The organism is Microcoleus sp. K4-B3, from assembly GCF_036704615.1.
Taxonomy (GTDB): domain Bacteria; phylum Cyanobacteriota; class Cyanobacteriia; order Cyanobacteriales; family Microcoleaceae; genus Microcoleus.
This window is the reverse complement of the sequence record NZ_JAUBSF010000023.1, coordinates 15,290-36,698: the sequence shown is the minus strand read 5'-3', so window position 1 is coordinate 36,698 and position 21,409 is coordinate 15,290. Positions and strand designations below refer to the sequence as shown.

General features: G+C 46.2%; 24 protein-coding genes and 1 tRNA gene. 6 read left to right on the top strand and 19 right to left on the bottom strand.

Going from position 1 to position 21,409, the window contains the following annotated elements; translation table 11 throughout:
- Nucleotides 1–54 precede the first annotated feature (54 nt).
- The gene (locus QUA78_RS13015; protein ID WP_333305517.1) at nt 55–684 is read right to left on the bottom strand and encodes a Uma2 family endonuclease; all 630 of its coding nucleotides are present in this window, start codon (nt 682–684) and stop codon (nt 55–57) included.
- 503 nt (nt 685–1,187) lie between these two features.
- On the opposite strand from QUA78_RS13015, the gene QUA78_RS13010 reads away from it, so the two are divergent.
- Entirely contained in the window at nt 1,188–1,409 is a 222-nt protein-coding gene (locus QUA78_RS13010; RefSeq protein ID WP_333305515.1) for a helix-turn-helix transcriptional regulator, read from the top strand.
- Between the two features lie 124 nt (nt 1,410–1,533).
- Here QUA78_RS13010 and QUA78_RS13005 read toward each other — a convergent pair whose 3' ends face one another.
- Complete coding sequence (locus tag QUA78_RS13005; protein WP_333305527.1) at nt 1,534–1,740, bottom strand: hypothetical protein; 207 nt, start codon at nt 1,738–1,740, stop codon at nt 1,534–1,536.
- Nucleotides 1,741–1,922: 182 nt separating this feature from the next.
- Here QUA78_RS13005 and QUA78_RS13000 point away from each other — a divergent pair, with 182 nt between their 5' ends.
- On the top strand, nt 1,923–2,105 hold the full coding sequence (locus tag QUA78_RS13000; RefSeq protein WP_333305513.1) for a ribbon-helix-helix domain-containing protein: 183 nt from the start codon (nt 1,923–1,925) through the stop codon (nt 2,103–2,105).
- Nucleotides 2,106–2,157: 52 nt separating this feature from the next.
- Complete coding sequence (locus tag QUA78_RS12995) at nt 2,158–2,334, top strand: hypothetical protein (RefSeq protein WP_333305512.1); 177 nt, start codon at nt 2,158–2,160, stop codon at nt 2,332–2,334.
- Nucleotides 2,335–2,499: 165 nt separating this feature from the next.
- On the opposite strand, the gene QUA78_RS12990 is transcribed toward QUA78_RS12995, so the two are convergent.
- A complete protein-coding gene (locus tag QUA78_RS12990) occupies nt 2,500–2,877 on the bottom strand; it encodes a Mo-dependent nitrogenase C-terminal domain-containing protein (protein ID WP_333305510.1) in 378 nt (125 codons plus the stop codon).
- A gap of 470 nt (nt 2,878–3,347) precedes the next feature.
- Here QUA78_RS12990 and QUA78_RS12985 point away from each other — a divergent pair, with 470 nt between their 5' ends.
- A complete protein-coding gene (locus QUA78_RS12985; protein WP_333305508.1) occupies nt 3,348–3,938 on the top strand; it encodes a rhomboid family intramembrane serine protease in 591 nt (196 codons plus the stop codon).
- 123 nt (nt 3,939–4,061) lie between these two features.
- Here the strand turns inward: QUA78_RS12985 and QUA78_RS12980 are convergent, their stop codons facing one another.
- The gene (locus QUA78_RS12980) at nt 4,062–6,950 is read right to left on the bottom strand and encodes a PAS domain S-box protein (protein ID WP_333305506.1); all 2,889 of its coding nucleotides are present in this window, start codon (nt 6,948–6,950) and stop codon (nt 4,062–4,064) included.
- A gap of 683 nt (nt 6,951–7,633) precedes the next feature.
- On the opposite strand from QUA78_RS12980, the gene QUA78_RS12975 reads away from it, so the two are divergent.
- A complete protein-coding gene (locus QUA78_RS12975; protein WP_333398852.1) occupies nt 7,634–8,017 on the top strand; it encodes a hypothetical protein in 384 nt (127 codons plus the stop codon).
- A gap of 230 nt (nt 8,018–8,247) precedes the next feature.
- On the top strand, nt 8,248–8,436 hold the full coding sequence (locus tag QUA78_RS12970; RefSeq protein ID WP_333190865.1) for a DUF2949 domain-containing protein: 189 nt from the start codon (nt 8,248–8,250) through the stop codon (nt 8,434–8,436).
- Nucleotides 8,437–8,703: 267 nt separating this feature from the next.
- Here the strand turns inward: QUA78_RS12970 and QUA78_RS12965 are convergent.
- The 15 genes from QUA78_RS12965 to QUA78_RS12895 all read right to left on the bottom strand — a co-directional run bounded on the left by QUA78_RS12965 (nt 8,704) and on the right by QUA78_RS12895 (nt 21,394).
- Nucleotides 8,704–8,780 (bottom strand) — tRNA-Met (locus tag QUA78_RS12965).
- A 118-nt stretch (nt 8,781–8,898) separates the two neighbouring features.
- Entirely contained in the window at nt 8,899–9,852 is a 954-nt protein-coding gene (locus tag QUA78_RS12960; protein WP_333398851.1) for an asparaginase, read from the bottom strand.
- Nucleotides 9,853–10,032: 180 nt separating this feature from the next.
- Entirely contained in the window at nt 10,033–10,542 is a 510-nt protein-coding gene (locus tag QUA78_RS12955) for a CGLD27 family protein (protein WP_333040353.1), read from the bottom strand.
- 2 nt (nt 10,543–10,544) lie between these two features.
- On the bottom strand, nt 10,545–10,964 hold the full coding sequence (rsfS, locus tag QUA78_RS12950) for a ribosome silencing factor (protein WP_333398850.1): 420 nt from the start codon (nt 10,962–10,964) through the stop codon (nt 10,545–10,547).
- Nucleotides 10,965–11,102: 138 nt separating this feature from the next.
- The gene (gene yqeK / locus QUA78_RS12945; protein ID WP_333398849.1) at nt 11,103–11,735 is read right to left on the bottom strand and encodes a bis(5'-nucleosyl)-tetraphosphatase (symmetrical) YqeK; all 633 of its coding nucleotides are present in this window, start codon (nt 11,733–11,735) and stop codon (nt 11,103–11,105) included.
- 32 nt (nt 11,736–11,767) lie between these two features.
- Nucleotides 11,768–11,980: a hypothetical protein gene (locus tag QUA78_RS12940; RefSeq protein ID WP_333398848.1), complete on the bottom strand. Its 213-nt coding sequence runs from the start codon at nt 11,978–11,980 to the stop codon at nt 11,768–11,770.
- Between the two features lie 548 nt (nt 11,981–12,528).
- Nucleotides 12,529–13,797, bottom strand: a complete 1,269-nt coding sequence (locus QUA78_RS12935) for a WcaI family glycosyltransferase (RefSeq protein WP_333398846.1) — start codon at nt 13,795–13,797, stop codon at nt 12,529–12,531.
- A 162-nt stretch (nt 13,798–13,959) separates the two neighbouring features.
- Complete coding sequence (locus tag QUA78_RS12930; RefSeq protein WP_333303706.1) at nt 13,960–14,397, bottom strand: ATP-binding protein; 438 nt, start codon at nt 14,395–14,397, stop codon at nt 13,960–13,962.
- A gap of 547 nt (nt 14,398–14,944) precedes the next feature.
- The gene (locus QUA78_RS12925) at nt 14,945–15,943 is read right to left on the bottom strand and encodes a sugar transferase (protein WP_333303707.1); all 999 of its coding nucleotides are present in this window, start codon (nt 15,941–15,943) and stop codon (nt 14,945–14,947) included.
- 419 nt (nt 15,944–16,362) lie between these two features.
- Nucleotides 16,363–17,031, bottom strand: coding sequence for a DUF3318 domain-containing protein (locus tag QUA78_RS12920; protein WP_333303708.1), 669 nt, complete (start codon nt 17,029–17,031; stop codon nt 16,363–16,365).
- Nucleotides 17,032–17,310: 279 nt separating this feature from the next.
- Entirely contained in the window at nt 17,311–17,481 is a 171-nt protein-coding gene (locus QUA78_RS12915) for a hypothetical protein (protein ID WP_333398845.1), read from the bottom strand.
- A gap of 617 nt (nt 17,482–18,098) precedes the next feature.
- Entirely contained in the window at nt 18,099–18,311 is a 213-nt protein-coding gene (locus QUA78_RS12910) for a hypothetical protein (protein ID WP_333303710.1), read from the bottom strand.
- Between the two features lie 43 nt (nt 18,312–18,354).
- Entirely contained in the window at nt 18,355–19,410 is a 1,056-nt protein-coding gene (locus QUA78_RS12905) for a hypothetical protein (protein WP_333303712.1), read from the bottom strand.
- Nucleotides 19,411–19,630: 220 nt separating this feature from the next.
- Nucleotides 19,631–20,179: a hypothetical protein gene (locus QUA78_RS12900; protein WP_333303713.1), complete on the bottom strand. Its 549-nt coding sequence runs from the start codon at nt 20,177–20,179 to the stop codon at nt 19,631–19,633.
- Nucleotides 20,180–20,194: 15 nt separating this feature from the next.
- Nucleotides 20,195–21,394, bottom strand: a complete 1,200-nt coding sequence (locus QUA78_RS12895; RefSeq protein WP_333398843.1) for an XRE family transcriptional regulator — start codon at nt 21,392–21,394, stop codon at nt 20,195–20,197.
- Nucleotides 21,395–21,409 lie beyond the last annotated feature (15 nt).

Below are 21,409 nucleotides of genomic sequence, written 5' to 3'. Positions count from 1 at the left end.
AAGTGCGATCGCTCACTTAAATGATAACCTGCATTTCCAAAAAAGCGATCGCCCTTATTCCTCGCCGCTTTCTTCTGGCTCATTTTCCGCCTCAAAATCCACCTTCTCATAAACATCTGCCAGCGGCACTTCAACTTGAAAGAAATTAAAAACTAGCGCCGCATCCTCCTCATCGTACTGACGATACGACCACCGCTTGTTGGCCAACTTACAATACTGTTCTATATAAACCTGAGATTGGTCAATCAGAATATACTCTTGAAATGTCGGCAGCGTTTGATAAAACTTAAACTTATCACTGCGATCGTAAGCTTTCGTAGATTTCGATAAAACTTCCACAATCACTTGAGGATTCATCACCGTATCCTGGCGATTATTGAAATACTCAGGTTTCCCCGGAATTACCATCACATCGGGATAAGTATAAGTTCGCTTTTTCGGCAGCCACAGACGCACGTCGCCCATGAAAACATCATAGTCAAGTCCCTTAAGAGCAAGACGTAATGCTATGCTCATATTCAGGGCAATGCGATTGTGATTTGTAGTTCCACCTGTCATTGGAATAATTACTCCGTCGCGATATTCACTTTTGTACTCTGCTGCTTCTTCCAGGGCTAAATATTCTTCTGGAGTGAAGTCGCGCTGTGCTGTTGGCTGTTCTGTTACTTGTAGAATAGCTGTCACGGTTTTTTCCCCAACTCAATTGATATTTTGCGTCTAGTTTAACATTGCCCGAAATTGCGATCGCCCTTCTGAAACCAAGGACGATCGCACGCTTATCAACTCGCAACCAAAATTAATCGATCGGATCGAAAACTAAGGTCAATCGAGCAGCCGGAAGCAGTTGTTTGAGAACTCGCAAATGACCCTCTGCATCAGACCAACTGCGAAACCGACCGACAACGACCCTTTGTAGATTTGGAAGCAAACGAACCACGATCCACGGTCTGAGACGTTTCTCATACGGCATAATAGGTGTATCTCCTTGTTAATTGGAGCCATAGCCAGTCCTGAGCCCTCGGAAAGCATCGGACTGGCTTTTGACTTTTGCATACTTAAGTTTAATTCAAATAAAGCGGTTTGACAACCGCAGCGGTCTATTGTGCAACTGTTACAGTCTATACAGCCCAAAAATTGACCTACAAGGTGCTAGCATCTGCCTTGCAAAGGTTGTGAGCAGTTAAACAGTGATCCGGTGGAGATTAGCAGTTGTCATGGCCGATCGGAATATCAGTAATAAGGAACTGGCTGTCCTAACCGGCATGAATCCCAGGTCTATTTCTCGGCTCAAAACTCGCCGTTACCTGACCAGAATAGACGCAGCAACGTTGAACGTTCTCTGCAAATCACTGAATTGCAAGCCGGGAGACTTAATGGATTACGAAGAGGACAATCCCGATCGAGCCTGAAATTTGAGGGCACAAGCGATCGCACTGTTTTGAGGTGATTTGTACGATCGCCCTCCCTCAAACAAGCGGGCGATTCCCTTCGGGATAGCTTCGCTTCACGCACTTCAATAACTCGCAACCAAAATTAATCGATCGGATCGAAAACTAAGGTCAATCGAGCCGCCGGAAGCAGTTGTTGGAGAACTCGCAAATGACCCTCTGCATCAGACCAACTGCGAAAGCGACCGACAACGACCCTTTGTAGATTCGGAAGCAAACGAACAACGATCCACGGCTTGAGACGTTTTTCATACCGCATAATAGACGTATCTCCTTTGTTGATGGGAGCCATAGCCAGTCCTTGCTTTTCCACGGCGGGGGACTGGCTTTTGACTTTGCACCTGTGGTGTGCTGTACAAATTATTGCAGAAAAGGCCCTCATTGGTAGCAGAAAATTACTAAAATAGCGTTATAACACCGCGATCGGCGTAAACTTGTATGATTGGGAGCGTTCGCAAACAGTAAATATTGACAGTGAGCAAGCGCGTTCACATCACACTCCCCGACTACATCTATGAATCCTTAGAACTGTGGGCCGATCGGCAAGGTAGACCCACAGCTAGCTTGATAGCTTTTATCGTTGAAACAGCGGTGTTAGAAGCCAAAAAAAAGGGAGATATACCTTCTGGGTCTGAAAAGCCCAAAAGCGACACGTAAAGACTTCCCTCGTGGGTTGCGGGTGCGTGTCGCGCGATCGCACTTATCGAAATTGATAAAAACTAGCATCCGCAATTACGGTGGCAAAGCAGGAACTGGCATTGATGCGATACAACTTGAATTGGGTACTGAACTGCGCGCCAAGGCTCTGCTAGACCCCACAGCAGGTGATTTTGCAGAGGCGATCGAGGTATTTGCACGGGAATATTTGCCTCAATCGAAATTGTAGGACTTCGCGATCGACTCGATCTCGCTTGTCTGCGGAGGCAGACTTAGTTTGTGCGATCGCGTTGCTAGCAGTTTCAACCGCCAAATAATCTAAAAATAAAAAAACCCTCCCCAACAAGGAGAAGGGAGGGTGAAAATACAGGTAGAAATTTAAGTTTTTGCAGAATTAACAATAAGGAGTCACATCCTCGCCGCACTCGTCAGCCAAATAACACAAAGCACGAAAGCGAATCCCAACGACTTGTTCGTAAAGCGGATTTAACTTGCACATAGGGGGAATGGAAAATAAAGTGCGAGCGCCAATTTTGACTTCTCGCTCAAACGGACACTGGCTGGGAATAAATTTACACAGCAACCGAGCCAACTTTTGACTTTTAATAGCAGTGTTATCAAGCCATTGTTTTAGCGGATGCAAGGGGTCAAAGTGTGGCTTTTGACCGTAAGGTTGAGAATTTGTAGCGACATTAACTGCGGTTTCTTGTTTGCTAAACCCTACCCAATGTGGCAGAGTTCGGTAGGAGACTGTATGCTCAAATACGTTCATTTTGCTCTGTTCCTCTTTTATAACGAGGTGCCAAGAACTCTTTGTAGAGCTTGTGCGATATTATCTACAATCAGTATCTACAGCATCTCGTTTGGCTTTACCGGATTGAACTTCTTAAATTAATGACTTTATGCGATCGAAGTAGTTCCTGATTTTTTTTATAGACGGTGTGCGATCGAAAAAGTGTCCTCATTTCAAGCCCAACAATTGATTGATAGGGTAAAAATTCTGTCTTCTACTTTTTAGCTTCAACCTTCGGTTGACTCTCCTTTTGTAGTTCAATTACAATTGTGACGCATCGAGGTGAATTATCCTATACGTGAAAATGCGGAACTTTTAATAAAACTTATCATATTTCTAAATAAGCTCTGCTGCAAACAACCCTGAAACCCCGCCCCAACTATCTTTGCTCGCGATCGCTCAGAAACTTCTACAATGAGAAATAATCGGTATCACCGCCCTCACCACCCATGAGCAACCCAGAAACCAAAGCTATCACCCGCGAATTGCAAAGCCACGCCGCCATTCTCGGCGGCTTCGTCTCCCTTCTCTGGATTATCGAAATTGTCGATGTCTTCCTGTTCCGAGGCAGGCTGAATGCCTACGGAGTCCGCCCCCGCAGCATCGACGGACTTCAAGGCATCCTGTTGATGCCTTTTCTGCACGGCAGTTTTGCTCACTTAGCCGCCAATACCCTCCCTTTAGTGACATTGGGTTGGTTGATCATGCTGCGAGAAATTAGCGACTTTTTTATCGTGAGTGCCGTAACCGTGCTAGTCAGCGGATTCGGAGTTTGGCTGACTGGCGCGCCCTATTCCGTTCACATTGGTGCCAGCGGATTAATCTTTGGTTACTTCGGCTTCTTGCTGCTGCGGGGCTATTTTGAACGCAGCTTTACCTCTATTTTAGTATCTTTAGTTGTCGGTTTCTTCTACGGCAGTTTAATTTGGGGAGTTTTGCCATCGCAGCCGGGAGTTTCCTGGCAAGCGCATTTCTTTGGCTTTGTCGGCGGCGTATTAACAGCTCAACTTTTGGGACGGCAGAAACGGGAAATTAGCTAGGATTAGGACTTATGGTGCACGGTATCATCACCTTGGTTTATTGCCCCGAAGTTGTGTAAAATGATAGGTTTTTTGTCAAGAAACCAGGTTGATTTTCTAATAATTGCGTCTTCGACAGCAAGACTAACTGCTGACCAATAATTCAACGCGGGTCGGCAAGCACACTGTAAAAACCGAACCGCAACCTAACTCGCTTTGAACGTGCATATCGCCGCCCATCATCACGCAAAAGTGACGGCTAATAGTCAATCCCAAACCAGTGCCGCCGTACTTGCGCGTAGTTGAGGCGTCGCCCTGCATAAAAGCTTGAAATAAATGCTGCATTTGTTCGGAGGAAATCCCAATGCCCGTATCAGCTACGCGAAAAATTATTAAGTCGGAAGGTTCTGCTATTTCTTGAGTTGTTAAGCTTTGATGTTTAACTCTTTCAATGCAGAGGGTAATAGTGCCGTGTTCCGTAAATTTAGCTGCATTGCTCAGCAGGTTGAGCAATATTTGACGAGTTTTGGTAATGTCAGCATACATCACTCCCAAATCGCTACCACAATCAACTTCAAACTTATTATAATTTTTATCTACCAAGGGTTTGACAGTAGAAACTACCTCGTCAATTAAATTAACCGGGTTGAAAGTTTCTAAGTAAAGTTCCATTCGCCCGGCTTCAATTTTTGAAATATCTAGAATGTCGCTAATTAAAGACAGCAAGTGTTTGCCCGCCATTTGAATTTTGTGCAAGTCGGGGATAAAATCTTCGCAGCCTAAATCCTCGGCGTCTTCTTTGAGCATATCGCTGTAACCAATAATCGCATTGAGGGGAGTTCGCAATTCGTGGCTCATATTCGCTAAAAAGGCGCTTTTGGCTTGGCTTGCCGCTTGAGCTACTTGCGCTACTTTTTGGAATTCTTCTGCTAATTTGCGCTGAGTAATATCTTCAGCAATACCGACGATGCGGTAAATTTCTCCGGTTTGGCTGCGGACTGGAAAAGCCCGATCGCGCACCCAGCAAACTGAACCGTCCGATCGCACTACCCGATACTCCTCATCATAATCGCCCAGCACCTGTTTCTCAAAAGCAGCCTTGACGCGATCGAGATCCTCCGGGTGAATAACATCCCAAAAAGCCTCCGGTTCTGAGTGCAAACTCTGACAGCTCAAATTCCATATTTTCTCGCAAGCAGGGCTCACATAAACTAGCTGCTTTTGATTGGGTTCTCTAATCCAAAATACCTCATGAATATTTTCTGCCAACTGACGAAACCGCTCCTCGCTGGCCCGCAACTGCCCCACAGCACTGTGAAATTCGGTCACGTCCTGAATCAGCGATGCTACCCCGATAATGCTGCCGTCAGCATCAACTAAAGTGGTATTGTACCACTCGCAAAGAATAATTTTGCCGTCCTTTCTGATGTTCTCGTTAATGCTACTAATTCCTCCTTGATTAGTTAGCAAAGTGATAGATAGTTGCGTGACATACTCCTTAGCACTTTCAGGAACTATTAGATCGACTCCGTGGCGTCCCATTGCTTCCAAGCGGTTGTATCCAAAAATTCTTTCCGCTGACAAATTCCATTCCGCTACTTCAAAGTTTAGATCCCATTCAATCGCCCCCAAAGGAGTTTGGTGAAGATGGAGAGCCAGTTTTTGCTGCGATTTCTTCAGAGAAATAATTAATTCATTTTTGTCGGCGATCGCAGATTCCACCCGATCTTCGAGAGTAGTAAACGACTCTTCTAATTGACCGGCCATCGTATTAAAAGAGCGAGCCAGGACACCCACCTCATCCTCCCGCTCTACAGACGCCATCAAGCGGGGATCTACCGCCATCCCGTCCCATTCTCCCCGCGACAAAGCCTCCGCAGCCTTGCTCAGACGCTGAATCGGTACAACAATCCACCTAGAAGTCAGAGCGCCAATCGCCGTTGCCACCACCAAAGCACCGAAACACAGCAACACTGTGTAGCGAGTGTTGGCATTAATCCTTTCCATAAAATCGGCTTCAGGAACAGCCACCACAATCAACCAATCGAGGCCCCTGCTGTCTGAGAGCGGCGTCACCTGTAGAAATTGTCGTTGACCGTCGATCGTAAAATCTAACTGACGAGATCTGTCAATTTTGCGCAAATCCCCGAAGCGTTCTGTCAAATAGCGGGCGGTCGATCGAATCAGAAAATTCTTGCTGCTGGCTGCCACAATCCGTTTCGGAACGCCGTTGCTAACAATAAATGGCGGTTCCAGAGTAGAATTGGCTACCAATTGCCCAGACCTTTCTACAATAAAAGTCTGTCCTGATTTGCCAATTTTTAGAGTTTTCAAGAATTGACTTATCTTGGAAAGTGTCAAGTCAGCACCCAGGATTCCTATCAGTTTCCCATCCTCGCCGTAAACTGGCTGAGCAGCCGTAATCGCTAGTTTGGGAGCGTCAAAATAAGTATAAATTTTACTCCAAGTTGCTTTGCCTGCCCGCACCGGAGCTATGTACCAAGGTCGGACGCGGGGGTCGTAGTTGAGAGTAGTTTTTAATAGCTGGGTTGGTTCTCCGAACTCTGACGGCGCGTAGCTGTAAAAGTTATAGCCCGTAGATTGATTGGAAATCTGAACTTGCAACTTGCCGTCGTCGAGGCGTTCAACTCCAATAAAATCTTTTTGTTGGGAGGCGAATTGAATGTAGCTAATTTTATCAAAGGTTTTGATTTGTTTGGAGAAGTAGCGTTGCAAATTCTCAGCATCCTGCACGTTCAAAATGCCGAGACGGATGGCATCGAGATTGAGCTGATTGATTTGGTGGGGTGTTTTGATATAAGTATAAATATGTTGTTGGATACGCGATGTGACTTCTGTCCGCAGTTGTGTGGCAACATCATTGACTGCTATGCGCCCGTTCCGCAGAGACAGCCACCCCGTCAACCCTACAGCAGCGAAAGTCTGGAGGGCAAAAGGCACAACAAGGACGATGCGAATTGGCACTTTGCCTGACATTTTTAAAATTTGGTCGGTCAAATATCTGATTGGCATGATGAAGCAGAAATATTACGAACCCACAACATTTCAGTAAAGTAAAGCCTGACGAGGGCAAATTTTGAAGTTGAGATGGTTTTAGTAGGCAAAGTGCTGTTAAGAGTTCGGAATTTGTCGCTGGTAATTTAATTTTTAACGACTGCCACCGCCATCTTAGCGCGATCGTCCCCTTTAAGAACAGGGGCGATCGAGATGAATGCACTATTAATCCTGGGATCGCCCTACACGCTCATACTATTATAGATTTGAGATGAAAGAATTAAACAATTGGGAAAGACTGATTCTGTAAGGGTTTAGAATTTGCCTGCTTTTGCATTCTTTTTTAAACTGGTATCTGAAACGGGTTTTTTTTAGCGTTTCGGCCTGCTGCAACGAACTATTTTCATGAAAAAAAAACTGGTGGATACCGGCCCGTGCCTCCAGCACTAACTATTTTTCCACTCCGGACGTGCGCTAATCAAACAAACCGAGTTTTTGGTTGACTCATTCCTGAAATGACGTATTTTGGCGTTTCAACCCGATTGCTGCGTCAGTTGTATTTTTCCGATAACGCTATCCAAAGTTATAAGTTTTACCGGAACTTTAATTGATATCTCCACAAGCAGCTACTTTTGATAGAGTGCAACTTAATTCCGGCTGAGTACAATAAGCATAGTAGGATGCAACTAGCGGAGGCATGGATGATGAACGCAGTTATTGCTACTCTTGGCACTGCTCTTGGACTGAGTTCAATTTTTATCGGTTTGACCCCGGCGGTTCTCGCCCAACAAAGACTGCAACCAGCGCCCCAAAATTCGGAAACGACTTTATCTGGGGACTCGTTGAGGACTGTGGAGGACAGAACCGTAGACTCGGACTACCAAAACTTGATTGGTGAACCAGAAACGGCGGCTAATTCTGCTAGAAGGGAAAGAAGCTTGGGCGACACATTTCGCCTCAAAATCGATGGGCCATTGGAATTTATCACTACTCCTTCGGACGCCCAGCGTCAAGGAAATCCTTTACCTCCCAAACAAACCGACAGTGGCACAGAAGCGGGAGTTCAGCTTCAGCTAGGACTTTAGCAATTTTAAATTAATTCATTTGAAGCAAGCGATCGCGGAACCCAATTTTTGATGGTCGGAACTCTTGTGACTGCGATCGCCTTTTTTTATGAGTTTTATCACAAGTTTTGTCCCGTTTCCATCACACCACATCGCCGATTCTCAACAGAAAATTAGGAATATTAAACTTCTGATTCAGCCCGCTAAGCTACATATCTTTACAATATCGTATAAAACTGGCGGTGAAGGTGATGGGAAAGGCTCTACTGCTCGATTATTTGCGGGGGGAGTTGGCGATATCGAATTCTGCGATCGCCGTTGCTCTCCGACACGGTGAACAAGACGCCAGCCAACTGCCGATGGTTCTGTGGCAGTACGGATTAGTTACACTGGAACAGTTAAACCTGATTTTTGATTGGCTGGAAGCTCAGCCGATTTAGCAATTTAAAATCCTGAGTTGAAAAATATGGATATCGGATTGCAGATTTTTGACAAATAAAGCTTGCACAAACGATCGATCGTCGAAAAGTATGGGGTTAAGTCTGGAAGTTGAGGATTGGTCCGATCTTTTCGCTTTGGATAAAACACAAATATCCAGTAGGGACACAGCAGTGCTGTGTCCTAATTTTTCTTACAGATAGAGGTCAGGGACGGTATAAAACAAACCCCAGCAACTTTTAGGCTGCCGGGGCTTGTCTTATTTAATTTGGTGGCGGGAAGTGGATTTGAACCACTGACCTTCGGGTTATGAGCCCGACGAGCTACCAGGCTGCTCTATCCCGCGTCGCTTTGTCTGTCTTTCTAATATAAACATATCTTTCTGAAAATAGCAACCCCACAATCAAAAAAACTTTTGAGATTGTGGGAGGGGTTGCTGAAATCGGCTCAGAGTCTCGATCGCCCTAAAGCATCGAAACTTCCCCGATTACCTCCAAGCGCTTGAACTCGCTGAGTGTCAGGTAAGTCTCCGAAAGAGTTTCGGCGATCGTCGGAGTAATCCACCCCAACTGCTTGAGCAAGTGAATCGCCACAGCAAATTGAGCGCGCTTTCCTCCATCCGTAACCTTAATTGCCAAGCCCATGCCTTCGCCAACGCGGCCAATGCACTGCACCCCTTCGGCGCCGGACTTGCTCACCAATTCCCCTTGAGTCAAGCGCATCAGTTCTGTGTCAAATTTGCCCTCACCAGCAACCATTATCGGGTGATGAGTCATAGCGCGGACAATCCGTTCCATATCCACATTGTTGCCGGAGGCTAACTGAGCGTACAAAGACGCCATTTGCCCCAACTGCAACAGATAGGTAGGAGCGCCGCAGTCGTCACGAGCACTGATAAACTCTTCGGCAGGCATTGCCAGCAAGTCAGCCACTTTGCCCAAAATAAGCTGCTGGACAGGATGTTTGCGGCGTAAATAAGTGTCCAGAGGCCAGTGCAGTTGCTGGCAGACAGCCAGCATTCCGGCGTGTTTGCCGGAACAGTTGTATTGGAGGGCGCTCTTTTTGCCTTCGGGAATGGGGCATTGAAGTTTAGAGGGGTCAATGTCGCAGCGCCACAGGACGTTAAATACCTGGCGCGATTGCTCGATCGTACCTTGATGGGAACTGCAAATAATCGCTAAATCTCGATCGGTCAATTCGTAGCGTTCTAAAGTCCCAGTCGCCGTCACCGCCAAAGCTTGAAAAGGCTTGAGTGAAGAACGGACAAATGAGGCCGTTTCCGAGTTACCAGCAACCGACAAAACGCGGCCGCGGTTGTCACAGACAGCGGCCTGGGCACGGTGCCTCGATTCCACAATACCTTCGCGCAGCAATGTGACTTCCAGTTCGGGAGCTTGGGTTCGTTTTCCCCTTGTCATATCAATTTTAGATTTTAGATTTTAGATTTTAGATTGGGGTTCAGGAAGTTATGAGTTGCGAGCTGCCAGTTAAGGGTTATAAAGTTAATCTTTCTGCGATCGTTTCTCACTCATGCACTCCGTGTGCGTTGTTGGCTGTGGGCGGCAATCTCAAAACTCAAAACTCCCTTCCATTGGTGATTACAAACAACTCCAAGTTAGTCCCCCGGCAACCAGCAATACTGTCAAACCATAAAATGTCTGCCGCAGACGCCTGAGAATTGGTTCTAGTTGGTAGTTGACAATCAACTGGTCTTGAAGCAAAACTTCGGGAGTTTTAGGCCAAGATTGACAATCGTACCAGCCAGACTCTTCGTAGACGACCGTGGGATTTGAAAGGCGCGATCGCACGTAGAACCAACCCAAGTAGAGTCGCAGCAAAGCTAATCCTAGAATAAAACTGGCACCTGCGGCACCGCTGAGGACAAACTGAGCTGGATACTTGACAGGAGCAAAGCTAGAAGCAGCTATCGGCCCCGATACCAAGCAACTCCAAGCCCACACCCAAGCTAGTTTTGCCAGGTATCCGGGCCAATTGAGTGTTACCCAGCTAAAAAACCAGGATTCTTTAAGTTCTTGGTATTCATTGATCGGTCGCTGTTCTTGCGGAACGGGACAAATAGAAGCAGAAACGTTTTTCACATTAGCCATCCTCACGGCGCGGGGGAAAAGTCAATGCGTTCGGCGTGTCCCCAGAACGCTTCTAAATTGTAGAACTCCCGCTCTTGAGGCTTCAAGATGTGAATGATCGCGTCGCCGTAGTCCATGACGACCCAACTAGCGTCTGATAGGCCTTGTGTACGCAGTGGCAAGCGTTGCCACTCTTCCTCCACTTGATCTGCTATTGCTTGGGATATGGCTCGTACCTGCACGTTGGAAAATCCGGTGACGATCGCAAAGTAGTCTGCCAAGTAGCATACTTCTGACACCCGGAGCAATACAATATCAACGGCTTTGCGGTCATCGGCTGCTTGGGCAACGGTCATGATCAGGCCACGGGCTTCGTCTGAGGAGGTGCCGTCCGTTGCTGTAGACTGGGCCCTGGAGTATTCGAGTTGGGTTAGATCTGACATTAAGTGTTTAAGTTCCTAATTGATACGGTAAGGGGGAATCGGTGCGCTATTCGCTTTCGATTGTTGGCAGTGTGAGACGGGAAATAGGAGTTAGGTTGAAGCCAAAAGTAAGGACAGAATTTCTGGTGAATTTTACTTTCAACTTGTGATTTGTTTGATCGACTTCTTCGTCGAATTTCCTGTTTCCGGTGATCGAGCCATTTGCAGCGCCCAATTCCGCGTCAGTACGGTGCGGGGGTGGATGTAGCAGCGAGTTTCTAGCAAATATTTCAGAGAATAATCGCTAGTTTGCCACACGGCTGCATAAAGATTTTGCCAGCTTGCCTCGCGCAGTGCTTCTAGTTGGGCTGTGTTGCCCCGGCTTGGCTCTATAGTATCTGCTATGAAAACGGTACAACTGAGCTGGCTCATGTTTGGTCTGCCGAGGGTGTGATTGGCGATGGCGTCCAAAATTTCTCGATCGACCACCCCGAATTCGTCTCTAGCGACGATAGCGCTCGCGTCTGCGTGCAGCAAATGCGGGTGTGCTTCCAACACTGAGTCTAACTCTAAACCTTCCTTCTGGGCTATTTGCAGCAGCAGTTGAGGTTTGAAGTATTTTGCCAAATCGTGCAACAGTCCTGCCGATCGGGCTTTTGCTTCGTCGAGGCCGTAATGGCGAGCCAAGTCACCTGCTACCTGTTCGACTCCGAGGATATGTTTGATGCGGGCAGCAGGAACGCGCTCACAGAGCCAAGCTAGGACGTTTTCGCGCGCGGGTGCAAGTGCCAAGTATTAACTCCAAAATTGTATGAGCTACTATTTTAGCGTTTTGTTTCGATCGGCTGCGGTGTCGGGCACACAGGGTTGTGGGCATATCTGGGATGGGAAAGGGCGAAGGGGGCGATCGGCTGTTTGGGAGATACGTTTCTGGTAACTCCTGGAATATTCAAAACAGTCCCTACCTGAACAATTAGTCTAATGGACTTGCTATTTTTGGTACTTATCTCATTTTTTCTATTTTTAGTCAGTGCCATCAAAGGTTATTTTGTCGTTGAGTCGCTGCTAGCTTCTCTGGGAATTTTTATGATTATTTTCTTAATTAAACAGAAAAAAATATTCCTCAAATTTTTAATCAAAATGGCTGTAACGGGAAGTCAAAAGTCTTTTTCAGTAATCTGTATTTTACTTTTAATCGGGGTAGTCAGGGCTTTCTGGGTGGCGGTAGGGACAGTTCCATTTCTCGTATAGTGGGGAATTAAATGGCTCAACCATCAGTATTTTTTTTTTTTGCATTTATCTTAACCAACGTAAGGATTCAGGTCATGTGAAAAGCAGTAAAACCTATACGGTGTAACCATTTGATCGAATAATCATCAAATATCCATTCTTATTAAGAAACCCTGAAAGCTTTTAGTTTCGTACAAGAATGAGAATTAAGCTGTTGATTTAGCGAAGGCTTTAATTCTATAAGTCCTTCTGTGACTACGTTTCAGATACCTGAATCCTTACTAACCAACGTTATTTCTGTACTGCGAGGAACATCTTTTGGCAATCTAAGTAGGCACGGTTTCAAGCGCTTATCTTATTTTGGCAAAGGCGCCAATATTTTCTCAGCATGACTCGCTGCCACCGCCGCAAATAAAGCTTCATAATGATTCAAAGCTTCCTCAAATCCGTAATTCTCCACAGCATAATTTCTGCCTTGCTCGCCCAACGCATCCACCTTAGCAGGGTGCAAGTACAAATCCTCAACAGCCTCCGCCAAAGCCTGCGGATCTTCCGGCGCTACCACCACCCCGCCACCGCTTTGCTGCACTGCTTTCTGGGCCGTACCAGTTTCGGGAACCGACGCCAAAATTGCCCTGCCACTGGCGAGAATTACTTGAATTTTTGAAGGCATATTGAAGTTAGTAACGCGGCGCTTTTGTACGACTAAACTAACATCAGCAGCAGCTAACAATTCGGGCAATTTTTCTCGCGGTTCAAATGGTAGCAGCATTACATTATTAGCTTTGTAAGTTTCGCAATCTTGTTGCAAGCGCGCCAAGGCTGTTGATTCCCCCACAATTACAAAAGCGATTTCGGTTATGTGTTTCAAACGAGCCGCTGCTTGGACAACTGTTTGCAAGCCTTGAGTTAGGGCAATATTGCCAGCATAGAGAACGACAAATTTGCCCTTGAGTTTGTGAGTTTCTCGAAATGAGTTACTTTCCTTGGGTAAGGGCCGAATGAAATTGACATCAACCCAATTGGGAACGCAAACTATTTTTTCCGGGGGTACTCCCTGAGAGTGCAATTTTTTGATAAAACCGCTGTCGATGACGCTGACTTGGCTGGCTGTGCTGTAGGCCAATTTTTCCAAAGCGTCAGCAATGCGAACTAGCAGTCCGTTTTTTTTGACCAAGCCGACGCGCACGGCTGCTTCTGAGACGATATCCTGAACGTTGAGGACGATCGGGCAAGCGCGAATCCAGCCGTAAAAGGCGACTGGGACGCAAATCGGTAAAGGGGGCATTGTCGAGAAAATCACATCGGGACGCCAGCCTCTGAAGGCTTGGACGGCGCTGGAGACGACAAAACTGCCGTCTAGCACAAGTCGGTCTAGGAGGCTGGGGTGGGGGCCGTTGACGCGCAGATAGCTGCGCTGAATTGTGACGCCGTTGTGTTGTTCGGTGAGGTAAAATTTGCCCTCATATTGCGGATAAATTCGGCGCTGCGGATAGTTGGGCATTCCTGTGACGACTCGGACTTGGTGGCCCCGCTTGACTAAGCCTTGCGCTAGTTCTGTCATCAGGGGGGCAATGCCGATCGGCTCTGGATAGTAGTTATATGAATAAATTAGAATACGCATAATATTTATTTTGAAGCAAATTGTCCTCCAGCCGCGTGCATCGAGCCTGCACCCGCAGAATTGCAGAGGATGTGGTTGGGTTCCGGGTAGGACAATAGGGGAGCGAGGGGATCTTCCACTCCTTGCGAAAGAAGCCGCCCTGACCGGGCGGGTATCGCGCCCTCAGGTAATATTTTTTCGCATTACCAGGCAGTTTCGGCGATCGTCGGTACGGATATACCGAAGCTCGTCTGTGAGCTTGTACATGAACACCAGTCCCCTTTCTCCTTCTCTGTCCAAAGGATCGCGCTGCTCTTGCATGATCGAGTGCAGCTTTGCTTCTAAGTTGAAGGGTTGACCCCTGTCCCAAATCCTAATTTCTAAGTAATCGGCAAACACTTTTACCTCAATGTCTATGGGCGTCGCGGGGGGCAAGTTCTGGTGAGCGTGGCGGACAGCGTTTGTAAAGCCTTCGTTGATTATCAGCCGGCACTGCCACCAGAAATCCGCTGGCAGCAGGGGCAAAACGATATTCTCCAACCATTCCAAAACGGATGTTAAAGCATTCAGGTCTGTTTCAACCTGAAGGTGCTGCTCAGCCTTTGGTTGCTTGTCTTTCATCTTTCTTCCCCCTGGTCGGCCCCCACCACCGCTGTACTCAGCGCCGGAGGGAGAGAAAAAGGAGGGCAAGGTCTTGGCAACATATTAGTTAAGTCAAGCTTGAGTTGAAGAAGCCCGTTTTGCCTCAAGGTGAGCATTCCTTTCGCACCATTTACTCGCACAGCAAATGAGAGACTTCCGATACTGTAACCCGCCTCGGTAGGGCGTTTAAATAGGGATAATTCCCGAGTCAGCTTGCGAGGCAGTGATTTAAGCTTCGACCGTGTTAGCAGTCGGTACTTTTCTAAACACAGGTGAGTTCTTCTCATCCTCGAAAATCATGCTGGGATCATTCGAGTATGACCTCGAACTGGCTAATTGCTAATTATTAATGCTCTGATTGCAGAGCTGGCAACTAGCTGTGCATTTTCTGGGCGTGTGAATTTTAACACTTAATGCTAACGTAGGTATCGCTAGCTATCGTCTGCTTGAGTAAGTATCGAGTTTGAGTTCCCGCTACCCGTCGGCAACAGAACCTGAAAGTTTAGCGGTGGGTTTTTGACCGTTCCTACACAGCGCCACTATTTTTGTTAAACAGCACTGTTACGGTTTTAACAATTAGTTTCAAATCATACATCAGGCTCCAGTTTTGTTGGTATTTTAAATCTAAACGGATGACATCTTCAAAATCGCGGACTTGAGAACGACCGTTGACTTGCCATTCCCCTGTCATCCCAGGTTTGACATCCAAACGCTGCCACTGAGGGACTTCATAACGCTCAACTTCGTCTGGGGTAGGCGGTCTAGTACCGACTAGACTCATTTCGCCTTTGAGCACGTTCCAAAACTGCGGCAGTTCGTCGAGGCTGGTTTTGCGTAAGATGCGCCCGACTTTAGTAATCCGTGGGTCGTTGTCATTTTTGAAAAATGCGCCAGAAGCCTGGTTTTTGATTTGGGCTTTCATGGCTTCGGCGTTGGTACACATCGATCGAAATTTCCAAATCCGAAATTGTCTGCCCATCCACCCACAGCGGGTTTGACCGAAAAATATCGGGCCGGGATCGTTGATAGTGATAGCTGCTGCTATGGGTACGAGCAAAATTCCTGTAATCATCAAACCGACTATTGCCCCAACGATGTCTATCAGCCGCTTCACCCACGATTGCACTGAGGGGTGGGTCATCGGTAGCTGATTGTCCGAGGGGTTTGTCTCTCTGGGAGTTGAGGTTGCAGAGGGCTGCTCGATCGTCAGCACTTGATCTAGGCTGGTAAGAGCAAATACTGCCATCACCTGCGGCTTGAGGCTTCGGAGCACCAAGTCGCTGCCGCGCTGTTTGGCAAATTTCAGATTGCTGACTAACGCACCGATCCCGCTACTGTCGATGAATGTCGTATGACTGAAGTCTAGGACAATTTTGCTGGGAACGGTGTTTCCAGAGAAAAGTTGCTGGCAGGTTGTCTTGAAGTTTACGGCTTCAAGTACGCTCAAGCGCACGGGTATGTGAACTGAGGGAATCTCGTCCAAGTACGTAACCCGAAAATCTGCCTCTGGGGTGTGACTGACCATGAAGTCCTAGTTTCAAATTTCAAGCTGATGTCTTTAGCCTATTCTGTCCTAGCAGCTCCACCTTTACCAAATTTTGTTGTTAAATTGTTGTTAACGTTGTTAACAAAAGGCTAGCTTTATACAAACTTTACAAAAATGCCTGAAAACTCTGCCGCCGAGCGTGATATCACAGGCAAATATAGACTTGAGCCTACGAGTCAAAGTTTTGGCGGAAAGATTTTTGAACGCAGCCGCTGCTAAACTTTGACATCGGAATCAAGATTTTTGTGGATTCACGCCAATTAATCTTGTCCTTAAGAAGAATTCGCCTGCGTGTGTTGCAGGGGATAGCGACCGCAGTTAACGGTTAACAGTTAACACGAAAGTCAACCTTTAACCGTTAACTGGAAAACCCCCGTACCAAGCGTCGGGGGATGAGGTTAAGAATTGTAGACGTTTTCTGACTGCGAAGTTTCGTGGGTGATGGGTTTGACTTTGGCTTTGGCTTTCGCTGCGTTGCGTTTGAGGGCTTGGAGACGAGCTTCGTATTTAGCCCGCTGCTGTTTTTTGGAGGTTTGCTCGATTAAGGTTTTTAAGGCACTGCCGAGGCTTTTGTAGGCGTTTGGGAGTGTGTAGCCGAAGCGGGTGGCGAGGGCGAGGGCTTTTTCGTCTGCGTCTACTGCTTCTTTTAAACTTTTCTCTCCGTTGTTTTTTTGGTAAAGTCTCCAGCCGGAGACGCCGCACAGGGATAGGGCCAGTATTAACAGCAAGCCGTCTTGCACCCAAAGTTCACCGACGGCGCCGCCTAAACCAATGGCGAGGGCTGCCATTTCCCAACCATCTCTGGGGATGGTGTCGTTTTGGATTCTGGCGACTTCGTGCCAAAATAGGAGGTTGCGCTGATCCATTGCTAGCTGTTCCCAGCGGATCAGGTCTATTTGGATTTCTACCTGGTCTTTGCCTATTTCTTCGCTCCGGATCAGGGTAGGATTAACTTCTATTGTTTTTTCTACTGTTACCCAACTTTGGAGTTCCGGGGGCAGTATATTTTTCAAGCGCCGGATCTCACTCATCTCGGCTCTTGCTGTAGAGGTTGCATAGGATGTCATAGCTCCGGCCTATTGATTTTCCAAAGGTTAATATGTGTCTATTTCTGGAGTATAGCAAACCTTGAATCCAAATATAGTCTAGCAACGGGGGTCGATCGACCACATACTTGCAATTTTACTTGATTTTAGTGTCTGGGGGCGATCGCAACTGCCGACTCGATCATTGACTTTCGACTATTTCATCAACGGTTCGATTTCTTGTCGCAATTTCGACCAAGCCGACAAAACTTCCGGCTTAGAAGTTATGCCTTGTTGAACTAAAACAACTCCGTCCAATACTTAAGCAATTCCGTACACACCTCGCCGTAGAGATTCATCGGTAAAACGCACCCTCCCAACTTTACCTCTGTCAATCGGAGCTTTTAAATTATTCTGCTGTAAATGCCACAAGTCCAGAAACTCAGAATCGACAGCAACACTTTTTTCGTCTTTCTCTATAAACTGCATCACTTGTAAACAAATTATTTTCGGGCTGTCAAAAGCTGAGAAACTCTAGCCACTCTAAATCATTTGTACAATAGAATCATATTTTGTTCACCTTAGTAAACTTGAATATTATAAAGGTAAAAATTAAAATAATTTCTTAAGTAGGTTAAAGTTCTGGAAATAAAATAACAGCATATAAGAAGATTCTTACCTTATATGCTCCTACTTTATGCAGCATTTTACTTTGAGCTATAAAAAGCGAATAAACAACAATTTATTGGGCATTTGGACGGTAATTTACCGTCGTTTTACTTTTGACAAGCTGCTGCATTTTTTGACCTTGAGGATAGCTAGCACCATCCCCTATCAAGAAAGATTCTGTTAAACATCAAGTGTTTTTCTAGTTTTGATATATTCCGCTTTTCTGGTTGAGATAGCCACTGGATGCGGAGAGCTGTTTCTTAGTTAAATAGCTTCGTTTTTAACGATATTTTAAAGTCGTGATTCCCGGCGAAGTATTTTCTGTGATTGTGTGCAATAAAAGTTGTTTCAACGTCTAATCTTTTTTAAAAGTAGCGCAAATTAAATTCGTGTAATATGAGTTTAACAGCTTGTTTTATGTTCCATTCGGGATCTATTTTTTATGGTAAATAAAGTGGTGCAACTCTTCTTTTTATCCCAACATCGTCTCTTTTTTTGCCTCGTTTAATATTCATTTTTTTCTCTTTTTTTGCTACATGAGCGCGATCGCCCACAGTCGGGTGTTCGATCGCGCACAGTAGCGAGTCGGAGCGCCCGCTGCTGGCACTAACTACTGGTCTATCCCCTTTCCTTCTTGCAGTGGCTCTTACCACTTTTCGGGGATTTACACACATCATTCAGACGCGATTTAAATGATTAAAGTGACTTGAGAAGACCACTTTCTAACTGATAAATTGCTGCCATGATTCCGCTTTCAGGATTTGTAAGCAGGGACTTTTTGACATCTTTCAAGTATTCTACAATGTGTTCTCGCAAAATCGGTCTTTCTACTTTGACTGTGTGATTGTAATCCCACAAATCCCAAATGATAATCCCGATGCCAACAATAGGGTCGATTAAACTTACTCCCAACTGACTAGCAACTGTACCGCCTGTTTTTGTGGCAACTTTGGCGGCGGCTTTGCTTGCAACTTTGGCGGTAACTTTACTACCAACTTTAGCTGCGACTCCCAAAATTAAGGGTTTAGCAACCAAGTAACCGCTACCGCCAACTAATACTTTTAATGATAAATTCGAGACGTTTCCTTTGTCGCTAATTGTGGTGGCAATATCGTTCAGATATTTGTCCCACTGTACTTGCGGTATATTATAATTGTTTTGAACTACTTTCACGTTCTTGCTAACTTCTGATATGTACAAATTAGCAGTATCTTGAGTGATTAATTGAAATCGCAGTTGAGCGTTTTTGGGAACCAGCACGCGGTTAGCAAATTCTCTTTGAAAGTCCTCGGTTAATTTTTCGGAAACAGCACGCGATGCTGCTGTCATATCAAATCTGTTGAGTACGGCAGATTTCACAAAATTAAAAGGTACGGTAAACTCCATCTTTTTTTGATTGAAGTAATCAAAGTACCAATCGAGGAAACTGTTGTCAACCCGCGCGATTACTTCAGTTTCCCATTTGTCCAACTCTTTAGATGCGAAAGTTTCGGCTGTTGTATGGGATTGTTGGATAGCGTTTTTAACGTCTTGGTTGACTTTGCTAAAATCGTGTGGGGGCGAGACTACAACTGCTGTGGTTCCGGTATTTGTTAGTGACTGGGAAATTAGAAAGTTACCTAATAGGGGAATGATGACTACTAGAATTACGATCGTCCAAATCATCGGTGTGACAGTTTTGATAAACTGACCGATTACTCTGAGACGTTCTGTTTTCTCTGAATAGCTAATTTCTTCCTTGTCTTGACTCATGGCGGTTTCTCAACTGATGAGAGTTGGGCTAGTTTCGATTATAGGCGATCGTACCTGCGATCGTGTTACGGGCGTGTGGCCTGGGATTCTGGAAAGGTTGGGGAAAAGTGCGATCGCTCTCTTTATCTGGGTTAATCTGCAGTTAATCAAAAACTCCATCGCCTTCACCTTAATTCTTTCCTATGACCCTTTAACTAATGCTCAGCTTAAACTTTCAGCCTCACTGCCTCGCAGTTTCCCACCAACTATGCAAAGGGTGGCTTTGAGGTGGCATATATCGCCCCTTAACTCGAATTAAATTCAGTACATCGCGTAGTGTTTGCGAATCTACACCTGCTTCCTCTGACCAATGCTTAACTATCTCTAGGGTTGATAAAACCTCAAGCTTTCGTGTCTCGTTCCCAAAAAACGATATCGCTCGTTTATCATCGGTCGCCATTGCCCATTGTCGGTGAACTGCGATGGCGCCAGTCGCTGACTCGCCGTCATCTAAAATAGTGGCGTAATTCACAAATGATTCTGCCTCTTCTTCCGACTCAAAATCCACGGTTATAAGTAGATTTTGTGCGATCGCTGCCTCGAATTGAGACGCACCATCATTTTCTTCGCCCTCAAGACGCTGGAGTGTTTTTAACTCCTGCTCTCGAACAACCTGAGTAACTGCAACCCGAACAGGAATAGACTTCAAAATTCCCAGTAATTGACCCGAAGCACAAAAGTTTAGAACGCAGCAGGCATCAAGAATAAGGTGGGAGCGAACAATGTGCATAAATTGACTCTCCCATTACTCCTGCATATTAATCAGGTCAAAATGAGAAGCTTCCTCCATCATTCCGCTTGAATGTTCTCGCAATGTTTCTGCAATGCGGCGCGCCTCCAGGCGATCGACGTTTAAGAAATCAGAAAAGCGACTCTCTGTAATCAGTCCTTGATCCAACGCCTCGATCGCCAGATGCTGATAGTGGAGAGGGATAGTATCAGTGCGCTGTGGGATGTCCTCTAAGCCAAGGTCCTGTTGTACCTTTCTTACTTTCAACCCACGATCGCGCAATCGCTCCCAAGTTCCAGCCGGCAAAAGCTCCATTTCTTCTAACCTATAAGCAAGCGCTTCTACGGATACACCATAGTAATGAGCCAGAGTGAATAGATGAGTTGGAGTGAACTTGTTATGTATGCCAGACATATCTTTGAACCGCTTGAGCAAGCCGCTAGTGGGCATAAGGAAATATTTAGGAAAGGTTTCGGCTAGTCGTTCGCTCTCTGGAACTCGCTGATACTGACCTTCAAATTCCAACACAGCTTTTCGCCGATGTACGAGAAAGTGAAGGTATTCGTGAGCCAGCGACCAACGCCGCCGCTCCTCTGGATGATTAGCATTGATTGCTATGCAACCGCCAAGTCGTTCATCGTAGGTGTAAATCCCTGAGTATTTTGGTGGCATCTTTAGATAAAAGATGCGAAGTCCCACATCCTGCTCTAGAATGTCGCGCAGCCGTGAAATAGGACTATCTCCAAGCCCAAGCCGCTGACGCTCCGCAATCGCTATGCTTTCCGCCACAGCCTTGAGTGGCATATTCGTCACCTCCTCCTCAGGAGGATAGTTCTGGGGAAGTGGTGCGGACATAATCTCTTCAAGCTCTAGGTAATTCCGACACAACTCCTCTAGCTGCAGAATTGCTGGTTCAATCTGTACCTCTTCCCCCTCACTGCGCTGATAGGCTGCCCGGAATTGCATCTCGAAAGGTTGAACCACTGGACGAGCTCGAACGAATTCACTAACGGAGCGCCCATACGCACGGGCAAGCTTAATTAGTTCAGTTGCTTTAAGGCGGCGCTCTCCTTTTTCGATCGCCACCATAGTAGTGCGTGCAGCATCGATGACTTTAGCTGCATCAGACTGATTCATACCGCACTTTTTACGTGCCTGCTGAAGAAGTTCCCCCAGTGTCTGCGGGTCGATGTTGTCAAGGATGTTCGTACTCATACATTTTTCCTCAAC